The organism is Phytohabitans houttuyneae (assembly GCF_011764425.1).
In the GTDB taxonomy this organism is placed as follows: Bacteria; Actinomycetota; Actinomycetes; order Mycobacteriales; family Micromonosporaceae; genus Phytohabitans; species Phytohabitans houttuyneae.
The window spans coordinates 798,930-823,791 of sequence record NZ_BLPF01000001.1; the positions used below are offsets into that span (position 1 = coordinate 798,930).

Sequence of the window (24,862 nt, forward strand, 5' to 3'; positions counted from 1 at the left end):
GTTCAGCCCTCCCTTTTTCGCGGTGTGGCGGTGAAGCGCAGATCCGGCCCGACCTGGGCGATCTCGGTGTACTCCAGGTCGATGGCCTCGGCGATGGTGTGCACGCCCGCATCGGCGAGCGCGGGAGATCCGGCGCCGAGGAGCTTCGGCGCCACGTACCCGATGATCTTGTCGATCAGCCCGGCGGCGAGGAAGCCGCCGGCGAGCGTCGGCCCGCCCTCCAGCAGGGCGGCCCGGACTCCGCGCTGGTAGAGCCCCGCGAGCAGCGCCTCCAGGTCGACCCGGCCGTCAGGGCCGGTCCCGACGTCCGCCGTGGTGACCACCCAGGTCGGTGCGGCGCCGTCGCGCACGCGGGCTTTTTCGGGGGTACGACCCGTCGAGTCCACGACCACGCGCAACGGCTGGCGGATGTTGAGGGTGCCGTCGCGCAGGTTGCGCGCGGTCAGGCGCGAGTCGTCGGCGAGGACGGTGCCGACCCCGACGATGACGGCGTCGACGGTGCCGCGCAGCTTGTGCACGTCCATCCGGGCCGCCTCGGACGTGATCCACATGCTGGTGCCGTCGATGGCGGCCGAGCGGCCGTCGAGCGTCGCGGCGTACTTCCAGATCACGTACGGCCAGCCCCGCCGCACCGCGGTCAGCCACGCGATGTTGCCCTGCTCGGCCTCGCTCTCGCGGATGCCGGTGACCACCTCGACGCCGGCCTTGCGCAGCGTCTCCACACCGCCGCCGGCGAGCGGGTTGGGGTCGGCGACGGCGACGGCGACGTTGGCCACGCCGGCGCGGATGAGGGCGGCCGTGCAGGGGCCCGTGCGGCCGGTGTGGTCGCAGGGCTCCAGCGTGACGACAGCGGTACCGCCGCGGGCCCGCTCCCCTGCCTGTGCCAGCGCGACGATCTCGGCGTGCGGACCGCCCGCGTACGCGTGGAAGCCCTCGCCCACGACGTCGCCGCCGGTGTCGAGGATGACGCAGCCCACGACGGGGTTGGGACTTGTGGTGCCGAGCCCGCGGGCGGCCAGCGCTATCGCGCGGGTCATCGCCTCGTCAACGCTCGCCATGGGCGTCCCTCTCCAATGCCGGCCGGGGTGCGCGGGCAGGGAGATGGGGTGGCGTTGGGGCGGCAGATTCCGGTGGCGTCGGCGAACCGACCCCATCCAGGGGTGCCTCCGTCCCGCGCGCTAACTCCCATCCGGACTTTGACCGTCGGCCCTGGACTTACACCAGGTCCACCGGCCGTTGGCTACGACCGGGTCGCGGGCTCTCCGGGCATTGCGCCCCGATTACCGCCGGTTCGGAATTTCACCGAGCCCCGCCAGCGCGTGGTGGGTTACCCATCGAGTCTTACACGCATGTGAGGGCGGCGCACCATGGGACGCGGTCAACATCACAGCTTGGGGCCGTCGTTCCCGCTGTCCGCTTTGCGGCGATCGACCGCGATATACGACCCCGGCTGGTTTTTGGCCACCTTCTTCATTTCCGAGGCGACCGCGATGACCTCGCGCGGGTCGGCGTACTTGCGGCCGGTCGCCGTCGACTGCGCCACGCCGATCGAGAGCGTCACCAGGTGCGCCTTGAGCAGGTTGCCGCGGCGGTCGGGCACCAGCACGTAGCCCCGCTTGGCGTGCTCCGGGTCGTACAGCTCGTCGGCGGCCTGCTCGAAGTCGACCACCGCCTGCTGGGTCAGCGGCAGGATCTGGTCGGGGTGGCAGACGATCACGAAATCGTCGCCGCCGATGTGGCCGAGGAACGCGGGCGGCAGCCCGGCCGATACCACCGCGCGGTGCATGCTGCGGGCCAGCGCCGTGATGAACTCGTCGCCGCGCTCGAACCCGTACACGTCGTTGACGCTCTTGAACCGGTCGATGTCGACGTAACCGACCGCGTAGTCGGTGCCGCTGCGCATCCGGTCGAGGATCTCCCGCCGCACGCGGGTGTTGCCGGGCAGGCCGGTGAGCGGCGAGACCTCGCGGAACTCCTGGTTGCGCCGGAGCGTGGAGCGCACCCGGGCGATCAGCTCCAGCGTGTCGAACGGCTTCACAAGGTAGTCGTCGGCGCCGGCGGTGAGGCCGACCACCTTGTCGACGGTCATGCCCTTGGCGGTAAGCATGATCACGGGGAGTGCGGAGGTCATCGGGTTGGCCCGCAGGCGCCGCGTCAGCTCCAGCCCGTCCATGCGGGGCATCATCAGGTCGACCACGGCCAGGTCGGGGTGGCGCTGCTCGACCAGCTCGAGCGCCTCCATGCCGTCGCCGGCCAGCACCACCTCGAAGCCATGGATCTTGAGGTTGACGCTCACGAAGCGCGCGATGTCCTGGTCGTCGTCGACGACCAGGATCAGGTCGGGCCGCTCGACGGCCGGGTCCACGGTCATGGCCCGGCCATCGCCCGGGCGGCAAGGCCGCGCAGCTTGCGCACCGCCTCGGCCGGGTCCTCCGCGCTGTACACCGCGGTGCCGGCCACGAAGGCGTCCGCACCGGCCGAGGCCGCCTCGGCGATCGTGTCCTCGGCGATCCCGCCGTCGACCTCGATGCGCAGCTCCAGGTGGCCGGCCTTGGCGTGCCGCCGGGCGGCGGAGACCTTGTCGAGCATCGCCGGGAGGAACTTCTGCCCGCCGAAGCCGGCCTTGATTGTCATGATCAGCAGCGTGTCGAAGCTGGGCAGCAGCTCCAGGTACGGCTCGATCGGCGTGTCGCGGTCGATCGCCAGCCCCGCCTTCGCGCCCGCGGCGCGCAGGTCCTTGGCCAGCGAGACCGGGTTGTCCGACGCCTCGACGTGGAAGGTCACGTTGTACGCCCCCGCGTCCGCGTAGCCCGGCGCCCACCGCCGCGGGTCCTCGATCATCAGGTGCACGTCGAACGGGAGCGTGGTCGCCGCCCGCAGGCTCTGCACCACCGGCAGGCCGATGGTCAGGTTGGGCACGAAGTGGTTGTCCATGACATCGACGTGGAGCCAGTCTGCGGCGCCCTCGACGGCGCGGACCTCGTCGGCGAGGTGGGCGAAGTCGGCGGCGAGGATGCTCGGCGCGACGACCGGCGAAGGTGCGCTCACCCCCGACAGTGTACGGAGCCGGGCACAGCGGTTGGCAATGTCTGGTGCGACAACCGCGTCCGTGGTGGACGTTCGGCGGGTCCGGCGGGCCGGTGCCGGGTCGCGCGGCGAAACGCGCAGGTCCAGGCGTGCGGCGGCGCGTCACGGCCCGGGAGCGGGACGGGACGGTGGCGCGTGTGCCGTATGCTGCGGCCGGGCGCGGGACCCTGGGGAGGGCAGCTGTATGCGACGCGTGGTGGGCGTAGCGGTTCTGGGTGGTCTGTTGGCGGCTTTACTCGCCGGCTGCGGCAATCCGGCCGGAGTCGACGGCAAGCTTGTGGACGACTGGAAGGCGCAGCCCGAGGCGACACCGTTCGTGCCCGAGGTGGGCGTGTGCCACCTTTCGCTGCCGGACGAGCTGTACATATCGCGTGCCAACTACAACCCGATCGACTGTGCGACCGAGCACCACTTCGAAACGGTGTTCGTCGGTCAGGTCAGCGGCACCGCGGCCGACGCGACTGAGCCGCCGAAGGCGTCGACCGAGGCCGCACGCGCCGCCTTCAAAGAGTGCAACACGAAGGTCAACGAGTACCTGGGCGGCGACTGGCGCGGCGGCCGCCTCGACCTGTACATCTACTACCCCGCCACGCAGGCGTGGGAGGGCGGCAGCCGCTGGTTCCGCTGCGACGTCGCCGAGATCGAGTCGCTCGACGTCAACGAGGTCAAGCGCCGCTCGGGCAACCTCAAGGACGTGCTGAAGGCGGCCGCACCGATCGCGTACGGCTGCTTCCGCGCGATCATCAGCGGCGGCACCTCGATCAGCGCGATGAACGCGGTCACCTGCGGCACCGCGCACGGCGCCGAGTTCGCCGGCGTGTGGACCGCGCCGGACACGTCGTACGCGGACTTCGAGAAGAACACGCAGCGCGCCCACGACGGCTGCCGCGGCGTGGTCGCGAAGTGGGCCAAGGTGCCCAACGACGGCAACATCAAGTTCCGCACCGGGACGATCATCTACTTCCCGGACGAGGACGAGTGGGCCAACGGCGACCGCGGCGTGCAGTGCTTCATGTGGATCAGCGACCAGGACCTGCGCCGCTCGATGAAGGGCGCCGGACCGGGCGCGCTGCGCATCCGCTGACCGCGGCGTCCCGGCAGGCGACGGGACAGGATCCAAACCGAGAAGCAGATCCGGGCTACCGCGACGTCCGCGGTGGTCCGGACCGCTGCTCCCGCGGCCTCACCCTGCGCGATCCACGGCCTCACCCCAAAGACCGGCCGAAGGCGACCCTCCGGGCCACCGCGGGCGTCGCGGTAGCAGGGCCTAGCCGCGGCGGAGCAGCGCGAGAAACATCGCGTCCGTGCCGTGGCGGTGGGGCCACAGCTGGACCGTCGGGCCGGCGCCGAGGCCGGGCATCCCCGCCGGCAGGAACGGGCGGGCGTCGACGAGGTCGACCGGCAGGCCGCTGCGGCGCGCCGCCTCGGTGACCGTCACGTGGGTCTCGACGAGGTGCGGCGAGCAGGTCACGTAGGCGACGAGGCCGCCCGGCCGCACCGCCGTGAACGCCGCCACGAGCAGCTCGCGCTGCAGCCGGGTCAGCGGTGGCAGGTCGGACGGCTGGCGGCGCCACCGCGACTCGGGGCGGCGGCGCAGCGAGCCGAGGCCGGTACAGGGCGCGTCGACGAGCACCCTGTCGAAGGCGGGACCGGGCAGCTCCTCCCGGCCGTCCTGGTGCAGCACGGTCACCGGGAGGCCGCGGGTGGCCAGCGAGACGAGGCGGGCGCGGTGCTCGGCCACCTCGACCGCGGTCACCTCGGCGCCGCGCTCGACGGCCAGCGCGCCGAGCAGCCCGGCCTTGCCGCCCGGGCCGGCGCACAGGTCGAGCCACCGGGCGTCCGGCCCCTCCAGCGGCGCGTTGGTGAGCGCGGCGGCGACGAGCTGCGAGCCTTCGTCCTGCACGTGCGCGCGCCCCTCGACCACCGCTTGCAGGTCGCCGGGTGCGCCGCCGGGCAGGTACACCGCGTAGGGCGAGAACGCGCCGGGCGCGCCACCCACCTCGTCGGCGAGCTCGACCGCGTCGGCGCGGCCGGGGCGGGCGCACAGGTGCACCGGCGGCCGCTGGTTGTCTTCGATCAGCAGGCGGGTGGTCTCGTCCAGGTCGCCGCCGAGCGCCTCGCTGAACGCCCGCACGATCCACTGTGGATGGCTGTCGGCGACCGCGAGGTGCGCGACCGGGTCCTGCTCGTACGGGGGCGCGACCTTGCCGATCCACGTGTCCAGGTCGTGGGTGGCGATCTCGCGCAGCACCGCGTTGGCGAAGCCTGTCGCGCCGGCCGCCACCGACCGCACCAGGTCGACGGTCGCGGAGACGGCGGCGTGCGCGGGCACGCGGGTGTGCAGCAACTGGTACGCCCCGAGGCGCAGCGCGTCGCGGGCCGGCGGGTCGATCCGGGCCACGTCGCGCCCGGCCGCCGAGCCGATGATCGCATCCAGCGTGCCCTCGTGGCGCAGCGTGCCGTACGTCAGCTCGGTGGCGAACGCCGCGTCCCGCCCGTACAGCCGCAGGTCGCGCAGGATGTGCGGCAGCACGATGTTGGCGTACGCGCCGTCGCGGTTCACGGCCGCCACCGCCTCGTACGCCGCGCGGCGGGGCAGGTCGGCGCGCTGGGTGCGGACCCCGCCCCTCACGCGAACCGCTCCGCGGTGTCCAGGCGCAACCCGCGCGCCCAGTCGAGCGCCGGCATCGACTTCTTCCCGGCGGCCTTCACCTCGCCGAGGGCCACCGGATCGGTCGCGGTGCCCACCAGCACGCGCTCCTTTTCCACGAGCAGGTCGCCGGGCTGGAGCTCCGGCCCGTACCGGATGGGGCGGACCGGGCCGAGCTTGAGGCGGTCGCCGCGGAACGTGGTCCAGGCCCCCGGCGCCGGCGTGCACGCGCGGACCCGGCGGTCGACCGCGAAGGCCGGCTCCGACCACCGCACCTCGGCGTCGTCGACGGTGATCTTCGGGGCGAGCGAGACGCCGTCGGCGGGCTGCGGCACGGCGCGGGCGGCGCCCGACTCGATCGCGTCGAGCACCGCGACGAGCAGGCCGGCGCCCGAGACGGCCAGCCGTTCGAGCAGGTCACCGGAGGTGTCGATGGGCTTGATCTCCTCAGTCAGCGTGCCGTACACCGGCCCGGTGTCCATGCCCTCCTCCAACTGGAAGACGCTCGCCCCGGTGACGGTGTCGCCGTGCAGCACGGCGTGCTGGACCGGCGCGGCGCCGCGCCAGGCGGGCAGCAGCGAGAAGTGCAGGTTGATCCAGCCGCGCTTCGGGATCTCCAGGGCCTCCTTGGGCACCAGCGCGCCGTACGCCACGACGGGTACGCAGTCCGGGGCCAGCTCGCGGAGGCGGGCCTGAAACTCGGGCTCGCGCGGCCGGGCCGGTGTGAGCACCTCGATGCCCCGCTCGTCGGCCCAGGCACCGGCGGGCGAGCGCACCAGGCGGCGGCCCCGCCCGGCGGGAGCGTCGGGCCGCGTCACCACGGCGACGAGGTCATGGCCGGACGCGGCGATGGCGTCCAGCGCGGGCAGCGTGACGGCCGGGGTACCGGCGAAGACAAGGCGCACGCGTCACCGACCCAGACCGAAGGGGCTGCTGGACGACGCGTGCGGGCTCAGCTTGACCGTGGGCGGCGCGGCGTCGTTGTACCACTCGGCGGCCCGGATCGCCTTCATCGCCTCCTTGCGCGCCTCCGGGTCGAGGCGGTCGATGAAGAGCACGCCGTCGAGGTGGTCGGTCTCGTGCTGTGCGCAGCGGGCCATCAGCTCGCTGCCGACGATGCGCACCGGGTCGCCGTACATGTTGAAGCCCTTGGCCACCACGTTCATCCGGCGCTTGGTGTCGAAGTAGAGGCCGGGGATGGACAGGCACCCCTCCTGGCCGTCCTGTTCCTCCTCGTCGGGAAAGCTGAGCTCCGGGTTGATCAGGTGCCCGAGCACGTCGTCGACGTCGAAGGTGAACACGCGCAGCCCCACGCCGAGCTGGGGCGCGGCAAGCCCCACCCGCTGGCCTCCTGCATGGTCTCGGTGAGATCGGCGACGAGCCGCCGCAGCTCCGCGTCGAAGTCGACGACCGGCTCGGCGGGCGTCCTGAGCACGGGGTCGCCGAACACTCGGATGGGCTGGACGGTCACGGGAAGACTCCCTCGTACGGAAAAGGGGTGGCGTACCAGTCTACGGAGTCCGGTGTGCGGTGCTGCGCAACCGGGCGTTCATCCGGTGCACCTACCGTCCGCGCTCATGCGATCAATCGCCATCCGGGTGGGTACCGCCGCCGGTGTCGCCGCGCTCACGCTCGGCCTCGCCGCCTCCCCCACCCCGGCACACGACCACGACGACGTACGCACGCCCACGCTCACCGGGTTCGCGTCGCTGCCGGCGCAGACGTACGTGCCGGCCAGCGACCCGTCCGGCGCCGCGCTCGGCACCGCGCCGATCAACGGCGTGGTACCGCCCTTCGCCGACCAGCCGGTCCAGGGCTTCTCCGGCATCGTCCGGGGCGGCGGGGGCGCGTACGAGGTGCTGTCCGACAACGGCTTCGGCGCGAAGGCGAACAGCGCCGACTACGCGCTGCGGGTACAGCGGCTCGCCCCGGTCTTCCGCACCGGCGCGATCGACGTGCTCGGCGGCTTCCACCTGACCGACCCGGACGGCAAGGTGCCCTTCCCGCTCACCCGCCCCGACCGCGTCCTGACCGGCGCCGACTTCGACGTGGAGTCGATCACGCGGGCGGTGGACGGCACGTACTGGATCGGCGACGAGTTCGGCCCGTTCCTGCTCCACTTCGACCGCACCGGCCGGCTGCTGTCCGCACCGGTGTCGCTGCCGGGCGTCTTCGCGCCGGAAAACCCGTACCTGGCCGGCGGCACCCCGAACCTGGGCGGCAGCAAGGGCTTCGAGGGCATGGCCATCTCGCCCGACGGCCGCTACCTGTACCCGCTGCTGGAAGGCACGGTGACCGGCGACCCGGCCGGCGCCCTGCGGATGTACGAGTTCGACCTGCGGGCCGGCGCGTACTCCGGCAAGCGCTGGACCTACCAGCTGGACTCCCCGGCGCACGCCATCGGCGACGCGATCGCGGTCGACGCCAACCGCTTCCTGGTCATCGAACGCGACGGCGGTCAGGGCGACGCCGCGCTGGTCAAGAAGATCTACCTGGCCGACCGCCGCGACCGCGACCGTGACGGCGCGCTCGACAAGACGCTCGTCGTCGACCTGCTGAACATCGCCAACCCGAAGCGCCTGGGCGGTTTCGGCCCGGTGTTCCGTTTCCCGTTCACGACGATCGAGGACGTGATCGTGCTGGACGACAAGACGATCGCCGTGCTCAACGACAACAACTACCCGTCCTCGTCGGGCCGCACGCCGGGCCTGCCGGACAACAACGAGTTCATCACCATCCGGCTCCCCAAGTCCCTGCACCCCGACGGCCGTACGCTCCGCTGACCCGGTGCCGGGAGGCCGCGCACCCGCGGCCTCCCGGCCGCCGTGGGTTGCTCTCGACCTGGGCGCCACCAAGTCCGTCCACGGCGCAGCGCCGTCATGGGGAGCTCTACTACCGTCAGCGACCATCCGTCGGGCGCAAGCGGCACCGCAATCGAGATCTTGGTGAGTTAGCGCGTTATTTCGACGCTAACTTGCCAAGATCTGCCGGAGCGGGCTCGTGGGTTGAGCCGGGCGACTGCGGAGGGTGAGGCGGCAACCGCGGGCACAGCCGCAGCTCACGTCCAACTCGGGTCGGACTTCAAGAAGGCTCACCCCTGACCGCGAAAGCGCCTAGATCTGCGTGCGGTGGCTGTTGGGGGCGAGCTGGCCCACCGCGGAGGGTGAGGCCGCGGGAGCAACGGTCCGGACCACGGCGGACGCCGCGGTAGCTCAAATCCTCAAATCCACTGAAAGGCACGGAGGCCGCCACCCCGGCTGCGTGAGCGGCTAGAGCAGGTCGAGCGGGTCCATCTGGACGCGGACCGGCTGGGCTGCCTTGCGGGCCGTACGGACGCCGGCCGCCTCGTGCAGTGAGCGGGCCAGCGCGGCCTGGTTGGCGCGGCGGACGCGGACCAGCATGCGTTCCTGGCCCTGTGGGGCGGGCACCGGGCCGAGCAGCTCGGCGCCCTCGGGCAGGTGGGCGGTGGCGAGGAGGTCGGCGACGGCGTCGGGGGTGCCGGTGAGGCTGGCCATGCGGGCGGCGGGTGGGAAGCCCAGCTCGCGGCGTTCGGCGAGCTCGCGGGAGGCGTACCAGGCGGAGTCCCAGCGGATGAGGGCCTGCACCGCGGGCAGTGAGCCGTCGGCGGCGACCACCACGCGGCCGCGGGGGTTGGCGAGGGCGGCGGCGTTCATCCAGCGGCGCAGGGTCTCCTCGGTGGCTCGCAGGTCGGCGCGGGTGAGCAGCGCCCAGGTGTCGAGCAGGAGCACGGCGCCGTACCCGCCGGCGGCGACCGGCTCGGCGCCCGGTGTGGCCACCACCACGGAGGGCTCGTCGGGCACGCCGGCCAGCACCTCGTCGCGGCCGGAGGTGCGGATCGGCACGCCCGGAAACGCCCGGCCCAGCTCCTCCGCCGTGCGCCGGGCGCCGACCACCGCGGCGCGCAGGCGGCGGCCGCCGCAGGAGGGGCAGGCGTAGGCGGCCGCGACCCGGCCGCACCACTGGCAGCCGGGCACCGCGTGCGAGGAGCGCAGCGCGAGCGGGCCGGCGCAGTGCGGGCACCGCGCCGGGGTGCGGCAGTCGGCGCACGCCATCGACGGCAGGTAGCCGCGGCGTGGCACCTGCACCAGCACCGGCGCGCCGCCCTTGAGCGCCTGCTTCGCGGCCTCCCACGCCACGGAGGGCAGCCGCGCCGTCGCGGCCGCCGGGTCGCGGGCCATGTGCGGGTCGTCGCCGGTCGGGCTGATGGCGGGGGTACGCGCCCGCGCGTGCTCACGCGGCGCCACGATCTCCTTCGCCCAGCCGGTCTCGATCAGCAGCTGGGCCTCGCCGGTGCGGGCGTAGCCCCCGAGCAGGGCGGCCGCGCCGGCGAGCTGGGCGCGGGTGAGCAGCACCTCGCGGGCGTGCGGGTACGGCGCACGGGGCTCGGCGTGCAGGTCGTCGCCGTCGTCCCAGAGGGCGACCAGCCCCAGGTCGGTGACCGGCGCGAACATCGCCGCCCGGGTGCCCACCACCACCGGCACCCGGCCGCGGCTGGCGGCGAGGAACGCGCGGTACCGCTTGGCCGGCCCCAGCGCGGCGGAGAGCGCGACGTGCCGTCCCGGCCCGAGCACGGCGGTGAGCGCGGCGTCGAGGCGGTCGAGGTCGCGCGCGTCGGCGACGACGGCGACCGCTCCCTTGCCGGCGCGCACGGTGGCGGCGGCGGCCTCGGCGAACCGCGCCGGCCAGTCCTCGCCGGGCAGCGCGGACCAGACCGCGCGGGCGGGGCGGGCCTCGCTGAGGGCGGTGAGGAAGCCGGTCGCGGCGTACGCGCCCCAGCCGCTCTCGTCGAGCTTCGCCTCGGCCGGCTCCACCGGGTCGTCGGGGGCGCGGCCTGCTCGGCGCGGGCGTGGCGGGGCGGGACGGCGAGGCGGAGGACGTCGGCGAGGTTGCCCGCGTAGCGGTCGGCGACGGCCCGGGCCAGCCGCGCCACCTCGGGCGTGAGCACGACCTCCGGCGAGACGACCTTTTCGACGTAGAGCAGCTTCTTCTCGAGCGCCGTCTCCTCGGCCCGCTCCAGCAGCCAGCCGTCGACGAGCTGGCCGGAGAAGCGCACCTTGACCCGCGTGCCCGGCTGGGCGCCCTCGTCGAGCTGGGCCGGCACCAGGTAGTCGAACGGGCGGTCGAGGTGCGCGAGCGGGACGTCCACGCAAACGCGAGCGACCGGCAACCGTGGAGCCGGCTGCCGGTCGCTCGTCGTCTTGCGGGTCGTCACCGCGCCATTCTGCCCGCCGTCACGCTCCGGCGGCGGACTTGAGGTCGGCGGCGCGGTCGGTGTTTTCCCACGTGAGGTCGGGCAGCTCGCGGCCGAAGTGCCCGTACGCCGCGGTCTGCCGGTAGATCGGGCGCAGCAGGTCAAGGTCGCGGATGATCGCGGCCGGACGCAGGTCGAACACCTCGTTGATGGCCTTTTCGATGCGGTCGACGGGCACGTTCTCCGTGCCGAACGTCTCCACGAACAGGCTCACCGGCTGCGCCTTGCCGATCGCGTACGCCACCTGGGTCTCGCACCGCTCCGCCAGACCGGCCGCCACCACGTTCTTGGCCACCCACCGCATCGCGTACGCCGCCGACCGGTCCACCTTCGACGGGTCCTTACCCGAGAACGCGCCACCACCGTGCCGCGCGTACCCGCCGTAGGTGTCCACGATGATCTTCCGGCCGGTCAGACCCGCGTCACCCATCGGACCACCGATCTCGAACCGGCCCGTCGGGTTGACCAGCAGCCGGTACCCCTCGGTCTCCAGGCCCAGGCCCTCGAGCTCCGGCGCGATCACGTGCTCGCGCACGTCCGGCGTCAGCAGCGACTCCAGCGAGATGTCCGCCGCGTGCTGGCTGGAGACGACCACCGTGTCGAGGCGGATCGGGCGCAGCCCGTCGTACTCCACCGTGACCTGGGTCTTGCCGTCCGGCCGCAGGTACGGAATCGTGCCGTCCTTGCGGGCGGCCGACAGCCGGCGGGCCAGGCGGTGGGCCAGCGCGATCGGCAGCGGCATCAGCTCCGGCGTCTCCGAGCACGCGAAGCCGAACATCATGCCCTGGTCACCGGCACCCTGCGCGTCAAGCGCGGACTCCGACGCACCCGAGCGCAGCTCGAAGGCGTTGTCGACGCCCTGCGCGATGTCCGGCGACTGCGAACCGATGCTGATGCTCACACCACAGGACGCACCGTCGAAACCCTTCTTCGACGAGTCGTACCCGATCCCCAGGATCGTCTCCCGCACAATCGTCGGGATGTCCGCATAGGCCTTGGTGGTGACCTCACCGGCCACGTGCACCTGACCGGTCGTGATCAGCGTCTCGACCGCAACCCGGCTGCGCGGGTCCTGGGCGAGCAGCGCGTCGAGAATGCCGTCGCTGATCTGGTCAGCGATCTTGTCCGGGTGGCCCTCCGTGACCGACTCGGAGGTGAACAGGCGGCGTGCCACGGTGCTCCTCACGTTTGTGTCTTCATAATTTCGCGGCGACTGGTTTCGCGGCAGTGTAGCCATCGCCGCTTGAACCTCAACCCTGACTATCCCTTATGACAGGTCGGTTAAGTGGGGTACTACCAGGTCCAGGACCGCGTCGGCCAGCTCGTCCTTCGGCCGTTCGGCCAGGTCGGTCGTCGAACCGTCGGCGCCGAAGACCACCGCCGTGTTGGCATCGGCACCGAACACCCGGTCGACGCCGACCCGGTTGAGCACGATCAGGTCGGCGCGCTTGCGGGCCAGTTTGGTGCGGGCGTTGGCGACCGCGTCGTCGCCGTCACCGGTCTCCGCCGCGAACGCGACAAGCACCTGACCAGGCCGCTTGCGCTCGCCCAGCTCGGCGGCGATGTCGGGGTTGGTGACCAGCTCGATCACCGGCGCGCCGCCGCCGGCCGGCTTTTTGATCTTCGAGGGTGAGTACTCCGCCGGGCGGAAGTCGGCGGGTGCGGCGGCCATCACCACGACGTCCGCGCTCGCGGCGACCTCGACGGTGACCTTGCGCAGCTCCTCGGTCGAGCCGACCCGCACGATGTCGACGCCCGCGGGGTCGGGCAGCGCGACGTTGGCGCTGACGAGCGTGACGCGGGCACCGCGGGCGGCGGCGGCGCGGGCGAACGCGTACCCCTGTTTGCCGGACGATCGGTTGCCCAGGAAGCGGACCGGGTCGAGCGGCTCGCGGGTGCCGCCGGCGGTGACCACCACGTGGCGGCTGGCCAGGTCGGTGGCGGGCAGGCCGCCGCGGGCCAGCACGCGCCGGCACAGCGCGAAGATCTCGGCCGGGTCGGGCAGGCGGCCCTTGCCGGTGTCGACGCCGGTGAGGCGCCCCACCGCGGGCTCGACCACGATCGCCCCGCGGGCGCGGAGGGTGGCCACGTTGGCGGTGGTGGCGGCGTGCTCCCACATCTCGGTGTGCATGGCCGGCGCGAACACGACCGGACACCGCGCGGTGAGCAGCGTGTTGGTCAGCAGGTCGTCGGCGAGCCCGTGCGCGGCCTTGGCCAGCAGGTCGGCGGTGGCGGGTGCGACGACCACCAGATCGGCGCTCTGCCCGATCCGCACGTGTGGCACCTCGTGCACCTGGGACCACACGTCGTCGGCGACGGGCTGCCCGGAGAGGGCGGCCCAGGTCGGAGCGCCGACGAAGCGCAGGGCCGACGCGGTCGGCACGACCCGGACCGTGTGGCCGGACTCGGTGAAGAGCCGCAGCAGCTCGCAGGCTTTGTAGGCGGCGATGCCACCGCCTACGCCGAGGACGACCGCGGCCACCGGCTACGGGTTGTCGGTGGGCTCGGCCGTCAGCAGGCCGGCGTTGATCTCACGCATCGCGATGGAGAGCGGCTTCTCCTGGGGGGTGGTCTCCACCAGCGGCCCCACGTACTCCAGCAGGCCCTCGCCGAGCTGGCTGTAGTAGGCGTTGACCTGGCGCGCGCGCTTGGCGGCGAAGATGACCAACGCGTACTTCGACGTGGTCTTCTCGAGCAGCTCGTCGATCGGCGGGTTGGTGATGCCTTCAGGATTGGCGACGGAGCCCACGTGGATCCTTCTCTTTTCGGTCAAGGATGGTCATCAACTAGCTCTGCGACCCCGGCCGCGCCGGGGCGAGAAATGATGAACCGAGCAAGCTTACCAGCTCGTCCGCGGCCCTCTCGACGTAGTCGTTGACCACCGTCACGTCGAACTCCCGCTCGGCGGCCAGCTCCTCGTCGGCGTGGACCAGGCGGCGACGGATGGTCTCCTCGTCGTCCGTGCCCCGGCCGATGAGGCGCCGCTTGAGCTCCTCGACGCTCGGCGGGGCGAGGAACACCAGCTGGGCGTCGGGCATCGCCGCACGCACCTGCCGCGCGCCCTGCAGGTCGATCTTCAGCAGGACCGGCTCGCCGGAGCGGAGCTTGTCCTCGACGGGACCGCGGGGCGTGCCGTACAGGTTGCCGGCGAACTCGGCCCACTCCAGGAACTGACCGGTGGCGATCATCCGCTCGAACTCCGGCCGGTCGACGAAGAAATAGTGCACGCCGTCGACTTCGTAATCACGCATCTTCCGCGTGGTGGCGGACACCGAAAGCCAGACCCACGGCGAGCGCGCCCGGATCAGCTCGATCACGCTGTCCTTCCCGACTCCTGAGGGGCCGGACAGGACGGTGAGGCGAGCCGCTTCCGGGCGCGCGTCGTCTTCCATGCTCACTGCTTGTTTCTACACGGTGCAGCGGATCAGTTTGAAGCGAACTCCCCAAGCAGCGCCTTACGCTGCTGCTCGCCGAGTCCGCGCAGGCGCCGGCTGTCGGCAATCTTGAGCTTCTCCATGATCTGGGTCGCTCGAATCTTGCCGATACCCGGGAGCGCCTGAAGCACGGCCGAGACCTTGAGTTTTCCTACGACGTCGTCGGTCTCGGCACGTTCGAGCACGGCGGCGAGGGTGGTCTTGCCCTGCTTGAGCTGCTCCTTCAGCTCAGCGCGGGCCTTGCGGATCTCCGCAGCCTTCTCCAGCGCAGCAGCGCGCTGTTCGGGGCTCAGTGACGGGAGCGGCACCAGTTCTCCTCAGGTCCCTATCGCGGCGGCGAAACCACCACCGCATCTGTGAAACATGGTGTGGCCCGGAACCAAAGGGGCATGTGATTCCCGGCGCCGGGAAAACTAGCGGGCAGCGACGTTTTCGGCAACGTCGGCGCGCCATGATCACTGAATCGTGACTGCGGCATCACCCTGCGGCGCCGTCCAGCACCGCCCGGCACTCGGCCTGAGCCCGCTCCACGGCCGCACGCAGGGCGGCGGTGTCCGGGCCGTGTTGGAGGACCTCCCGGGAGTACGACGGGAGCACTGCCGAAACGTTCCCGGAAAAGACCCGACGAAGATCATCCGGCGTCGCGCCCTGGGCACCGAGCCCCGGCGCGAGCATGGGTCCGCCCACCCCGGACAGGTCGTGGCCTGTCACGCCTACGGTCGCCCCGACCACCAATCCGAAGCTGCCAAGTGGCTCCGCACCCCTGTTGAGCTGGGAAATCTCGTCGATGACGGCCTGCGCTACGGTCCGGCCGTCCTCCGCGACCGCGTGTTGCACGTACGGTCCTTCCGGGTTGGACGTCAGCGCGAGCACGAACACGCCGCCGCCATGCGCGGCCGCCAACTCGAACATCGGCGCCAGCGAACCTACTCCCAGGTAGGGGCTCGCGGTGATCGCATCGACATACAGAGGACTGGATGGATCCAGGTACGCCTCGGCGTACGCGCGGACCGTGGAACCGATATCTCCCCGCTTGACGTCAAGCAGAACGAGCGTACCGGCATCTTTAAACTGTCGGATAGTTGACTCAAGGGTGGCGATTCCTCGCGATCCATGCCTCTCGAAAAAAGCGGACTGCGGCTTCACGATCGCCACCCGGTCGCCGGCCGCCTCCACGACCCGGCCGCAGAAGGTCGCTAGGCCGTCCGGGTCGTCCCGCAGCCCCCACGCCGTCAGCAGCGACGGGTGGGGATCGACGCCCACGCAGAGCGGCCCCCGCTCGTCCATCGCCCGGCGCAGCCGCGCCCCGAAGGTCTCCATCCGCACACCCTCCTGTAACCGCTAAGCCGCCCGAACGGCGGCGGTGATCGCGCGAGTGATCCGCGCCACATCCAGGTCGCCCGCCACGTACGGCGGCATCGTGTAGATCAGGTCGCGGAACGGCCGGAGCCACACCCCGGTGCCCACCGCCGCGGCCGTCGCCGCCGCCATGTCCACCGGGCGGTCCAGCTGCACCACGCCGATCGCGCCCAGGACCCGCACGTCGAGGACCCCCGGAGCGCCCTCCAGAGGCGCCAGGCCGGCCCGGAGCGCCGTCTCGATCCTGCTGACCTCCCCCCGCCAGTCACCGTCGCGCAGGAGGCCGATGGAGGCGCTCGCGACGGCGCAGGCGAGCGGGTTGCCCATGAAGGTCGGCCCGTGCGCCAGCACCGGCACCGCGCCCCGCGAGATGCCGGCGGCGACCTCCGCCGTGCACAGCGCCGCGGCCAGGCTCAGGTATCCGCCGGTCAGGGCCTTGCCCACGCACATGATGTCCGGGGTAACGCCGGCGTGGTCGGCGGCGAAGAGCGCGCCGGTACGGCCGAAGCCGGTCGCGATCTCGTCGAGGATCAGCAGGACGTCGTGCTCCCGGGTCAGCTCGCGCAGCGCCCGCACGTAGGCCGGGCTGTGGAAGCGCATGCCGCCCGCGCCCTGCACCACCGGCTCCACGATCACGGCGGCGAGCTGGTCGGCGTGGGCCGCCAGCTCCGCCTTGAGCGTGCGCAGGTAGCCCTCGTCCGGCGGCGTCTCGAAGCCGTCCGGCGGCGCCGGCGCGAACACCTGCCGCGGCAGCACGTCCGTCCACAGCTGGTGCATGCCGCCCACCGGGTCGCACACGCTCATCGGGTGGAACGTGTCACCGTGGTACCCGCCGCGCCAGGTGGCGAGCCGGTGCTTCTGGGGCCGCCCGCGGGAGCGCTGGTACTGCAGCGCCATCTTCACGGCGACCTCGACGCTGACCGAGCCGGAGTCGCACAGGAACACGTGCTCCAGCCCGTCCGGCGTGATGTCGACGAGCGTGCGCGACAGCGCCACCGCCGGCTCGTGCGTCAGCCCGCCGAACATCACGTGGCTCATCCGCCCGAGCTGCCCCACGACCGCCGCGTCGAGGACCGGATGCCGGTACCCGTGGATCGCCGCCCACCACGACGACATCCCGTCGACAAGCTCCCGCCCGTCCGCCAGCCGCAGGGTCACGCCGTCCGCGCTCTCCACGACGTACGGGTCGGTGGTGCCCGGCATCGGCCCGTACGGGTGCCACACGTGCGCCCGGTCCAATGCCACGATCTCGTCCGGCCTCACCTTGGCACTCCCCCATCGATGCCCAGCCCTACGGCACGCCGACCGCCCGCGCCGACCTCGCCCGCGCGGCGCGCGCCACCGACCGCACCAGCGCCGGGCCACGGTAGATGAAGCCCGTGTAGAGCTGCACCAGGCTGGCGCCGGCGTCGAAGAGTCGGGTGGCGTCGTCCGGGTCGAGGATGCCGCCGACGCCGATCACCGGCAGCGCTCCGCCGGTCTCGCGGCATACGAATTCGACCACCGCCCGGGCCCGCGCGGTCAGTGGCCGACCGGACAGGCCGCCGGCCTCCGCGGCCAGGGCGGAGTCGGTGGCGGCCACGCCGTCCCGGGACAGGGTGGTGTTCGTCGCGATCACGCCGGCCGCGCCCCGGTCCGCGCAGACCTGGAGCAGCTCGGCGATCGCCTGCTCGGTCAGGTCCGGGGCGATCTTCACGAGCACCGGCGGACCGCCGACCAGAGCTTCCAGGAGCGCGTCGAGGTGCTCGCGGTCCTGCAGCGAGCGCAGGCCCGGCGTGTTGGGCGAGGAGACGTTGACGGCCACGTACGAGGCGTGGTCGCGCAGCAGGTCGTACGAGGCGCGGTAGTCGGCCACCGCCTCGCCCAGCGGGGTCGCCTTCGACTTGCCCAGCGAGACGCCCAGCGGTACCGGCAGCGTCCCCAGGTCGGTCAGGCGGGAGGCGAGCGCGGCGGCGCCGTCGTTGTTGAAGCCCATCCGGTTGACCACCGCCTCGCTGTCGCGCAGGCGGAAGAGCCGGGGGCGCGGGTTGCCCGGCTGTGAGTACGCCGTCACCGTCCCGACCTCGACGAAGCCGAAGCCGAGCGCGGGCCACGCGGGCAGCGCGAGTCCGTTTTTGTCCATGCCCGCGGCCAGGCCCACCGGGTTGGGGAAGTCCACCCCGAAGACCCGCACCGGTGCCCGGACCGCGTACCGGCGGCGGAGCACCGCCAGCACGCCCGGCGACAGGCGGGACAGGCGGCGCAGCGTCCACTCGTGCGCCGCCTCCGCGTCACCGCCGCCGATCCGAAACAGCGCCGCCCGGGCGAGCGCGTAGCTCACGAGTCTTTCCGCAGTGCCGCGTGGAGCTCCTGCAGCGGGCGTACCGACATGTCCCCCGGATCAGCGCCTCGATGCCCATCACCGCGGCGGTCACCCCGGGCACCGTCGTGATGCAGGGGATGTCGGCGGTGACGGCGGCGCTGCGGATCTCGTACCCGTCGGAGCGCGCGCTCGCCCCCGAGCCCTGCGGCGTGTTGATGACCAGCGCCACCTCGCCCGCCGCGATGAGCGAGACCGCGTCGCCGAGCGAGACCTCGAAGTGCTTGGGCACGACGGAGACCGCGATGCCGTACCGGCGCAGCACCTCGCCCGTCCCGGCCGTCGCCACGATCTCGAAGCCGAGGTCGGCCAGGCGCTTGACCGGAAACACCATCGCCCGCTTGTCGCGGTTGGCGACCGTGACGAGGATGCGGCCGGCGGTGGGCAGCGAGCCGTAGGCGGCGGCCTGCGACTTCGCGAACGCCTGCCCGAAGCCGACGTCGATGCCCATCACCTCGCCGGTCGACTTCATCTCCGGGCCGAGCAGGTTGTCCACGCCCTTGCCGGCGGGCGTGCGGAACCGCTTGAACGGCAGCACCGCCTCCTTGACCGCGATCGGCGCGCCGTCCGGCATTTCTCCCCCGTCGCCGGAGGCCGGCAGCAGGCCCTCGACCCGCAGGTCGGCGATCGTGGCGCCGAGCATGATGCGGCTCGCCGCCTTGGCCAGCGGCACCGCCGTGGCCTTGGAGACGAACGGCACGGTCCGCGAGGCGCGCGGGTTGGCCTCCAGGACGTACAGGGTGTCGTCCTTGAGCGCGTACTGCACGTTGAGCAGGCCGCGCACGCCGACCCCGCGGGCGATCTCCTCGGTGTACCGGCGCACCTGCGCTATGTGCGAGCCGGCCAGCGTGATCGGCGGCAGCGCGCACGACGAGTCGCCGGAGTGAATGCCGGCCTCCTCGATGTGCTCCATCACGCCGCCGATGAACACCTCGCCGGTGGCGTCGCAGAGCGCGTCCACGTCGATCTCGATCGCGTCGTCGAGGAAGCGGTCGACCAGCACGGGATGATCCGGCGAGATCTGCGTGGCGCGGCCGATGTAGTCGCGCAGGGTCGGCTCGTCGTACACGATCTCCATGCCCCGCCCGCCGAGCACGTAGGAGGGGCGGACGAGCACCGGGTACCCGATGGTGTCCGCGATCTCGCGGGCCTCCTCGAACGAGGTGGCCGTGCCGTGCTCGGGCGCCCGCAGCCCGGCCTTGGCCAGCACCGCGCCGAACGCGCCCCGGTGCTCGGCCAGGTGGATGGACTCCGGGGTGGTACCGACGATCGGCACCCCGCGTCCTTGAGCCGCTGGGCCAGGCCGAGCGGGGTCTGCCCGCCCAGCTGCACCACCACGCCGACCACGCCGGGGCCGCCCGCCTCCGTGCCGGACGAGTGCTCGGCGTGCCACACCTCAAGCACGTCCTCGAACGTGAGCGGCTCGAAGTACAGCCGGTCGGCGGTGTCGTAGTCGGTGGAGACGGTCTCCGGGTTGCAGTTGACCATCACGGTCTCAAAGCCGGCGCCTCCGGCCCCGGAACCGGACGCAGCGACTGCGCTCGACGGCGCGCTTCGCAGCGCCTGAACCGCGTGCACGCACGAGTAGTCGAACTCGATGCCCTGCCCGATCCGGTTGGGCCCGGAGCCGAGGATCAGCACCTTGGGCCGGCCGGAGGGGGCGACCTCGGTCTCCTCGTCGTACGAGGAGTAGTGGTAGGGCGTCTTGGCGGCGAACTCGGCCGCGCACGTGTCCACCGTCTTGTAAACCGGGCGCAGCCCGAGCCGGTGGCGCAGCGTGCGGATGCCGTCCTCGCCGGCGTACTCCGGGCGCAGGGCGGCCAGCTGCCGGTCGGACAGGCCCGCGCGCTTGGCCCGGCGCAGCAGCGACGCGTCCAGCACCGGCGCGTCGACGATCTCCGCGCGCAGCGCGACGAGCGAGGCGATCTGGTCCAGGAACCACGGGTCCATCCCGCCGGTCGCCTCCGCCACCCGCTCCACGCTCGCGCCGAGCCGCAGCGCCCGCTCGACCGTGTAGAGCCGGCCGTCGTGCGGCGTGCGCAGCGCCTCCAGAGTGGACTCGACGGTGGCCTCGGCCGGGTCGGGCGCGGTCCAGAAGCCGGCCGCCGTCGACTCCAGCGAGCGCATCGCCTTGTTCAGCGCCTCGGTGAAGTTGCGTCCCAGCGACATCGCCTCGCCGACCGACTTCATCGTGGTGGTCAGCTCGGGGTCGGCGCCGGGAAACTTCTCGAACGCGAAGCGCGGGATCTTCACGACCACGTAGTCGAGCGTCGGCTCGAAGGCGGCCGGCGTCTCCTGGGTGACGTCGTTGGGTATCTCGTCCAGCGTGTACCCGATGGCCAGCTTGGCGGCGATCTTCGCGATCGGGAAGCCGGTGGCCTTGGAGGCGAGCGCGGAGGAGCGGGACACCCGCGGGTTCATCTCGATCACGACGAGGCGCCCGTTGTCGGGGTTCACCGCGAACTGGATGTTGCACCCGCCGGTGTCCACCCCGACCTCGCGGAGCACCGCGATGCCGAGGTCGCGCATCTTCTGGTACTCCCGGTCGGTGAGCGTCATGGCCGGCGCGACCGTGACGCTGTCGCCGGTGTGCACGCCCATCGGGTCGACGTTTTCGATCGAGCAGACGACGACCACGTTGTCCTTGCGGTCGCGCATCAGCTCCAGCTCGTACTCCTTCCAGCCGAGCACGCTCTCCTCGATGAGCACCTCGTGCACCGGGGAGGCGGCGAGGCCGGCGCCGGCGATCCGCTCCAGGTCCTCGCCGGTGTGCGCCATGCCCGAGCCGAGCCCGCCCATCGTGAACGACGGCCGGATCACCACCGGCAGCCCCAGCTCGACGGCGGTCTGCCGCACCTCGTCCATCGACTTGCACACCCGGCTGCGCGGGGTCTCACCGCCGGCCTTCGCCACGATCTCCTTGAAGAGCTGGCGGTCCTCGCCGCGCCGGATCGCGTCGATGCGGGCGCCGATCAGCTCGACGCCGTACTTGTCGAGCACGCCCGAGTCGTGCAGCGCGACCGCCGTGTTCAGCGCGGTCTGGCCGCCGAGCGTGGGCAGCAGCGCGTCCGGCTTCTCCCGGGCGATGACAAGCTCGACGAACTCGGGGGTGATCGGCTCCACGTACGTGGCGTCGGCGAACTCCGGGTCGGTCATGATGGTCGCCGGGTTGCTGTTGACCAGGCTGACCCGCAGCCCTTCGGCGCGCAGCACCCGGCACGCCTGGGTGCCGGAGTAGTCGAACTCGCACGCCTGCCCGATGACGATCGGCCCGGAGCCGATCACGAGGACGTGCTGGATGTCGGTCCGCTTAGGCATTGTCGGTCAACTCCACGCCCTGCTTGCTGGTTCGTGTCGCAAGCTCCACACCCTGCTTGCTGGTTCGTGTCGCAAGCTCCACACCCTGCTTGCTGGTTCGTGTCGCAAGCTCCACGAAGCGATCGAAAAGGTAGTCCGCGTCGTGTGGGCCCGCGGCCGCCTCAGGGTGGTACTGGACGGTGAACGCGGGCACGTCCAGCGCCCGCAGCCCTTCGACGACGTTGTCGTTGAGGCACACGTGTGAGACCTCGACCCGGCCGAACTCGGTGTCCACCGTCGTCTCATGTGGAGCGTCGACGGCGAAGCCGTGGTTGTGCGAGGTCACCTCGACCTTTCCGGTCGTGCGGTCGAGCACCGGCTGGTTGATGCCGCGGTGGCCGTAGCGCAGCTTGTACGTGCCGAAGCCCAGCGCCCGCCCCAGGATCTGGCTGCCGAAGCAGATGCCGAACAGTGGCACCCGCCGGCGCAGGACCTCGCGGGCGAGACCGACCGCGTGGTCGGCGGTCGCCGGGTCGCCGGGGCCGGGCGAGAAGAAGACCGCGTCGGCGCCGAGCCCGAGCAGGTCGTCCACCGTGGACGTGGCCGGCAGCACGTGGGTGGTGACGCCGCGGGCGGCCAGCCGCCGCGGCACGTTGCGCTTGATCCCCAGATCAAGAGCGGCGACGGTGTACCGGTGCTCGCCCTCGGCCGCGACCGTGTACCGCTCGGGGGTCGTCACCTCGGCGGAGAGGTCGGCGCCGACCATCTCGGGCGAGGCGAGCACCCGCTCGCGCAGCGCGGCCGGGTCGGTCTCCACAGTGGACACTCCGACCCGCATCGCGCCCCGCTCGCGCAGGTGCCGGGTGAGCGCACGGGTGTCGACGCCGCTGATGCCGACGATCCCCTCGGCCGCGAGCCGGTCCTCGAGGCCGCCGGTGGCGCGCCAGTTGGAGCCGACGCGGGTGGGGTCGCGCACCACGTAGCCGGCGACCCAGATCCGCCCCGACTCGTCGTCCTCGCCGTTGACGCCGGTGTTGCCGATGTGCGGAGCGGTCTGCACGACGACCTGGCGGTGGTACGACGGGTCGGTCAGCGTCTCCTGGTACCCGGTCATGCCGGTGGTGAAGACGGCCTCGCCGAAGGTCTCCCCCTCCGCGCCGTACGCCTCGCCGTGGAACGCGCGCCCGTCTTCGAGCACCAGGATCGCGGGCTTGCGGGTCACTTGACTGCCTTTCCGTCGAGCACCGTGGCTTCTCCGCGCAGGAACGTCGCGACGACCCGGCCGGGCAGCGTCATCCCGGCGAACGGGGTGTTGCGGCTGCGGCTGGCCGACTCGCCCGGGTCGACGACGCGGCGGGCGGCGGGGTCCACGAGCGTGAGGTTGGCCTTTTCTCCCGGGGCGAGGGCGTTGCCGTGCTCGGCCAGCCCGGCGATCCGCGCCGGCGCGCGGGACATCCGCTCGGCGATCATGTCCCAGTCGTCGCCGAGCACGTCGATCACGATCGAGAGCGCCGTCTCCAGGCCGAGCATGCCCGGCCGGGCGTACGCCCACTCGCACTCCTTGTCCTCCACCGCGTGCGGCGCGTGGTCGGTGGCGACGATGTCGATGACACCCTCGCGCAGCGCCGCGCGGAGCGCCTCGACGTCGGCCTGGGTGCGCAGCGGCGGGTTCACCTTGAAGACCGGGTCGTAGCTGACCGCCCGCTCGTCGGTCAGCAGCAGGTGGTGCGGGGTGACCTCGGCGGTGACCTTCACGCCCCGCGCCTTGGCGTGGCGCAGCACCTCGACGCTGCCCGCAGTGGAGACGTGGCAGACGTGCAGGCGGCTGCCCACGTGCTCGGCGAGCAGCACGTCGCGCGCGATGATCGCCTCCTCGGCGACGGCCGGCCAGCCGGTGAGCCCGAGGCGGGTGGCGACCTCTCCCTCGTGCATCTGCGCGCCCTCGGTCAGCCGGGGCTCCTCGGCGTGCTGGGCGATGACGCCGTCGAACGCCTTCACGTACTCCAGCGCCCGCCGCATCAGCCGGGGGTCGGCGACGCAGTGGCCGTCGTCGGAGAAGATCCGCACCTGGGCGGCGGAGGTGGCCATCGCGCCCAGCTCGGCCAGGCGCTCGCCGGCCAGCCCCACGGTCACCGCGCCGATCGGCTGCACGTCGACGAGCCCCGCCTCGCGGCCGAGGCGGTAGACCTGCTCGACCACGCCGGCGGTGTCCGCGACCGGCGAGGTGTTGGCCATCGCGCAGACCGCCGTGTACCCGCCGAGGGCCGCCGCCCGCGACCCGGTCTCCACGGTCTCGGCGTCCTCGCGGCCCGGCTCGCGCAGGTGGGTGTGCAGGTCGACGAGGCCGGGCAGCGCGACGAGCCCGTCGGCGTCGATCACCTGGGCGCCCTTCGCGCCGCCTTCGGCGATCACGCCGTCCTTGACGAGCAGGTCCTGCTTCGCCCTGCCCAGGACCGAGACGCCTTTGATCAGGTATTGAGTCACGACTTGCCTCCGAGCAGCAGGTAGAGGACGGCCATCCGCACGGAGACCCCGTTGGCGACCTGTTCGACGATGGTGGATCGGGCGGAGTCGGCCACCTCGGGTGCGATCTCCATGCCCCTGTTCATCGGGCCGGGGTGCATGACGATCGCGTGCTCGGGCAGGCGGCGCATGCGCGGCCCGTCCAGCCCGTAGCGGCGGGCGTACTCGCGGGCGCTCGGGAAGTAGGACGCCGCCATCCGCTCACGCTGCACCCGCAGCATCATCACGACGTCGGCGTCGGGCAGGACGGCGTCGAGGTCGTACGACACCTCGGTGCGCAGGTCCGGCGGGATCAGCGTGGGCGGGCCGACGAGCGTCACCTTCGCGCCGAGCGTGGCGAGCAGGTGGACGTTGGAGCGGGCCACCCGGCTGTGCAGCACGTCGCCCACGATCGCGACGCTGAGCCCGGCGAGGCGGCCGAGGCGCGAGCGCATCGTGTACGCGTCGAGCAGCGCCTGGGTCGGGTGCTCGTGGGTGCCGTCGCCGGCGTTCAGGACCGAGCCCTCCACCCAGGTCGCCAGGCGGTGCGGCGCGCCCGAGGCGGGGTGGCGGATGACGACGGCGTCGGCGCCCATCGCCTGCAGCGTGAGCGCGGTGTCCTTGAGGCTCTCCCCCTTGGACACGCTCGACCCCTTGGCCGAAAAGTTGATCACGTCCGCGGACAGGCGCTTGGCTGCCGCTTCGAAGGAGATCCGGGTACGGGTCGAGTCCTCGTAGAAGAGGTTGACGACCGTGCGCCCGCGCAGGGTGGGCAGCTTCTTGACCTCGCGGCCGGCGAGCGTGGCCATCTCTGAGGCGGTGTCGAGGACCAGCGTCGCCGTGTGCGCGTCCAGGTCCGCGGCGGAGAGCAGATGCTTCATTGCGCTGCCTATCTTTCGTTC

Annotated in this window: 17 protein-coding genes, 4 pseudogenes and 1 riboswitch; of the genes and pseudogenes, 2 read left to right on the forward strand and 19 right to left on the reverse strand. The window is 72.3% G+C overall.

Features of this window, described 5'->3' with window-relative positions; all coding sequences use genetic code 11:
- Positions 1–2 precede the first annotated feature (2 nt).
- The 3 genes from ribD to rpe all read right to left on the reverse strand — a co-directional run bounded on the left by ribD (position 3) and on the right by rpe (position 3,048).
- Positions 3–1,058 (reverse strand): bifunctional diaminohydroxyphosphoribosylaminopyrimidine deaminase/5-amino-6-(5-phosphoribosylamino)uracil reductase RibD, encoded by a 1,056-nt coding sequence (gene ribD, locus Phou_RS03685; protein WP_173053539.1) that lies wholly within the window; start codon positions 1,056–1,058, stop codon positions 3–5.
- 115 nt (positions 1,059–1,173) lie between these two features.
- A riboswitch (FMN riboswitch) is annotated at positions 1,174–1,321 on the reverse strand.
- A 63-nt stretch (positions 1,322–1,384) separates the two neighbouring features.
- Positions 1,385–2,371: a response regulator gene (locus tag Phou_RS03690; RefSeq protein ID WP_371872076.1), complete on the reverse strand. Its 987-nt coding sequence runs from the start codon at positions 2,369–2,371 to the stop codon at positions 1,385–1,387.
- A complete protein-coding gene (gene rpe, locus Phou_RS03695) occupies positions 2,368–3,048 on the reverse strand; it encodes a ribulose-phosphate 3-epimerase (protein ID WP_173053541.1) in 681 nt (226 codons plus the stop codon). Before rpe ends, Phou_RS03690 begins: the two co-directional genes overlap by 4 nt.
- 262 nt (positions 3,049–3,310) lie before the next feature.
- On the opposite strand from rpe, the gene Phou_RS03700 reads away from it, so the two are divergent.
- On the forward strand, positions 3,311–4,171 hold the full coding sequence (locus tag Phou_RS03700; protein WP_246273194.1) for a septum formation family protein: 861 nt from the start codon (positions 3,311–3,313) through the stop codon (positions 4,169–4,171).
- A 183-nt stretch (positions 4,172–4,354) separates the two neighbouring features.
- On the opposite strand, the gene Phou_RS03705 is transcribed toward Phou_RS03700, so the two are convergent.
- The 3 genes and pseudogenes from Phou_RS03705 to def form a co-directional block, all read right to left on the reverse strand.
- Complete coding sequence (locus Phou_RS03705) at positions 4,355–5,719, reverse strand: RsmB/NOP family class I SAM-dependent RNA methyltransferase (RefSeq protein ID WP_246273196.1); 1,365 nt, start codon at positions 5,717–5,719, stop codon at positions 4,355–4,357.
- The gene (gene fmt, locus Phou_RS03710) at positions 5,716–6,642 is read right to left on the reverse strand and encodes a methionyl-tRNA formyltransferase (protein WP_173053545.1); all 927 of its coding nucleotides are present in this window, start codon (positions 6,640–6,642) and stop codon (positions 5,716–5,718) included. Before fmt ends, Phou_RS03705 begins: the two co-directional genes overlap by 4 nt.
- Before the next feature lie 3 nt (positions 6,643–6,645).
- A pseudogene (def, locus tag Phou_RS03715) lies at positions 6,646–7,208 on the reverse strand (peptide deformylase).
- Positions 7,209–7,314: 106 nt separating this feature from the next.
- Between def and Phou_RS03720 the strand changes: the two are divergent.
- The gene (locus Phou_RS03720; RefSeq protein ID WP_173053547.1) at positions 7,315–8,520 is read left to right on the forward strand and encodes an esterase-like activity of phytase family protein; all 1,206 of its coding nucleotides are present in this window, start codon (positions 7,315–7,317) and stop codon (positions 8,518–8,520) included.
- A 486-nt stretch (positions 8,521–9,006) separates the two neighbouring features.
- Here Phou_RS03720 and Phou_RS03725 read toward each other — a convergent pair.
- The 13 genes and pseudogenes from Phou_RS03725 to Phou_RS03785 form a co-directional block, all read right to left on the reverse strand.
- Positions 9,007–10,904: pseudogene (locus Phou_RS03725) on the reverse strand (primosomal protein N').
- 85 nt (positions 10,905–10,989) lie between these two features.
- Positions 10,990–12,183, reverse strand: coding sequence for a methionine adenosyltransferase (gene metK, locus Phou_RS03730; RefSeq protein ID WP_173053549.1), 1,194 nt, complete (start codon positions 12,181–12,183; stop codon positions 10,990–10,992).
- A gap of 93 nt (positions 12,184–12,276) precedes the next feature.
- Positions 12,277–13,491, reverse strand: coding sequence for a bifunctional phosphopantothenoylcysteine decarboxylase/phosphopantothenate--cysteine ligase CoaBC (gene coaBC, locus Phou_RS03735; protein WP_173053551.1), 1,215 nt, complete (start codon positions 13,489–13,491; stop codon positions 12,277–12,279).
- A 3-nt stretch (positions 13,492–13,494) separates the two neighbouring features.
- A complete protein-coding gene (gene rpoZ / locus Phou_RS03740; RefSeq protein ID WP_173053553.1) occupies positions 13,495–13,758 on the reverse strand; it encodes a DNA-directed RNA polymerase subunit omega in 264 nt (87 codons plus the stop codon).
- A 37-nt stretch (positions 13,759–13,795) separates the two neighbouring features.
- Positions 13,796–14,401 carry a guanylate kinase gene (gmk, locus tag Phou_RS03745; RefSeq protein WP_173053555.1) on the reverse strand — a complete coding sequence of 202 codons (606 nt, stop codon included), beginning with the start codon at positions 14,399–14,401 and terminating at the stop codon, positions 13,796–13,798.
- 32 nt (positions 14,402–14,433) lie between these two features.
- On the reverse strand, positions 14,434–14,751 hold the full coding sequence (gene mihF / locus Phou_RS03750) for an integration host factor, actinobacterial type (RefSeq protein ID WP_173053557.1): 318 nt from the start codon (positions 14,749–14,751) through the stop codon (positions 14,434–14,436).
- A gap of 169 nt (positions 14,752–14,920) precedes the next feature.
- On the reverse strand, positions 14,921–15,763 hold the full coding sequence (pyrF, locus tag Phou_RS03755) for an orotidine-5'-phosphate decarboxylase (RefSeq protein ID WP_173053559.1): 843 nt from the start codon (positions 15,761–15,763) through the stop codon (positions 14,921–14,923).
- A gap of 21 nt (positions 15,764–15,784) precedes the next feature.
- Positions 15,785–17,065, reverse strand: coding sequence for an adenosylmethionine--8-amino-7-oxononanoate transaminase (locus Phou_RS03760; RefSeq protein WP_173053561.1), 1,281 nt, complete (start codon positions 17,063–17,065; stop codon positions 15,785–15,787).
- Positions 17,066–17,093: 28 nt separating this feature from the next.
- Complete coding sequence (locus tag Phou_RS03765; RefSeq protein WP_173053563.1) at positions 17,094–18,122, reverse strand: quinone-dependent dihydroorotate dehydrogenase; 1,029 nt, start codon at positions 18,120–18,122, stop codon at positions 17,094–17,096.
- A pseudogene (gene carB, locus Phou_RS03770) lies at positions 18,119–21,479 on the reverse strand (carbamoyl-phosphate synthase large subunit). Before carB ends, Phou_RS03765 begins: the two are co-directional and overlap by 4 nt.
- Before the next feature lie 82 nt (positions 21,480–21,561).
- Positions 21,562–22,680: pseudogene (gene carA / locus Phou_RS03775) on the reverse strand (glutamine-hydrolyzing carbamoyl-phosphate synthase small subunit); the annotation flags it as partial.
- On the reverse strand, positions 22,677–23,942 hold the full coding sequence (locus Phou_RS03780; RefSeq protein WP_173053567.1) for a dihydroorotase: 1,266 nt from the start codon (positions 23,940–23,942) through the stop codon (positions 22,677–22,679). The gene Phou_RS03780 and the pseudogene carA, both read right to left, overlap by 4 nt.
- The gene (locus Phou_RS03785; protein WP_173053569.1) at positions 23,939–24,841 is read right to left on the reverse strand and encodes an aspartate carbamoyltransferase catalytic subunit; all 903 of its coding nucleotides are present in this window, start codon (positions 24,839–24,841) and stop codon (positions 23,939–23,941) included. Before Phou_RS03785 ends, Phou_RS03780 begins: the two co-directional genes overlap by 4 nt.
- Between the last annotated feature and the right edge of the window lie 21 nt (positions 24,842–24,862).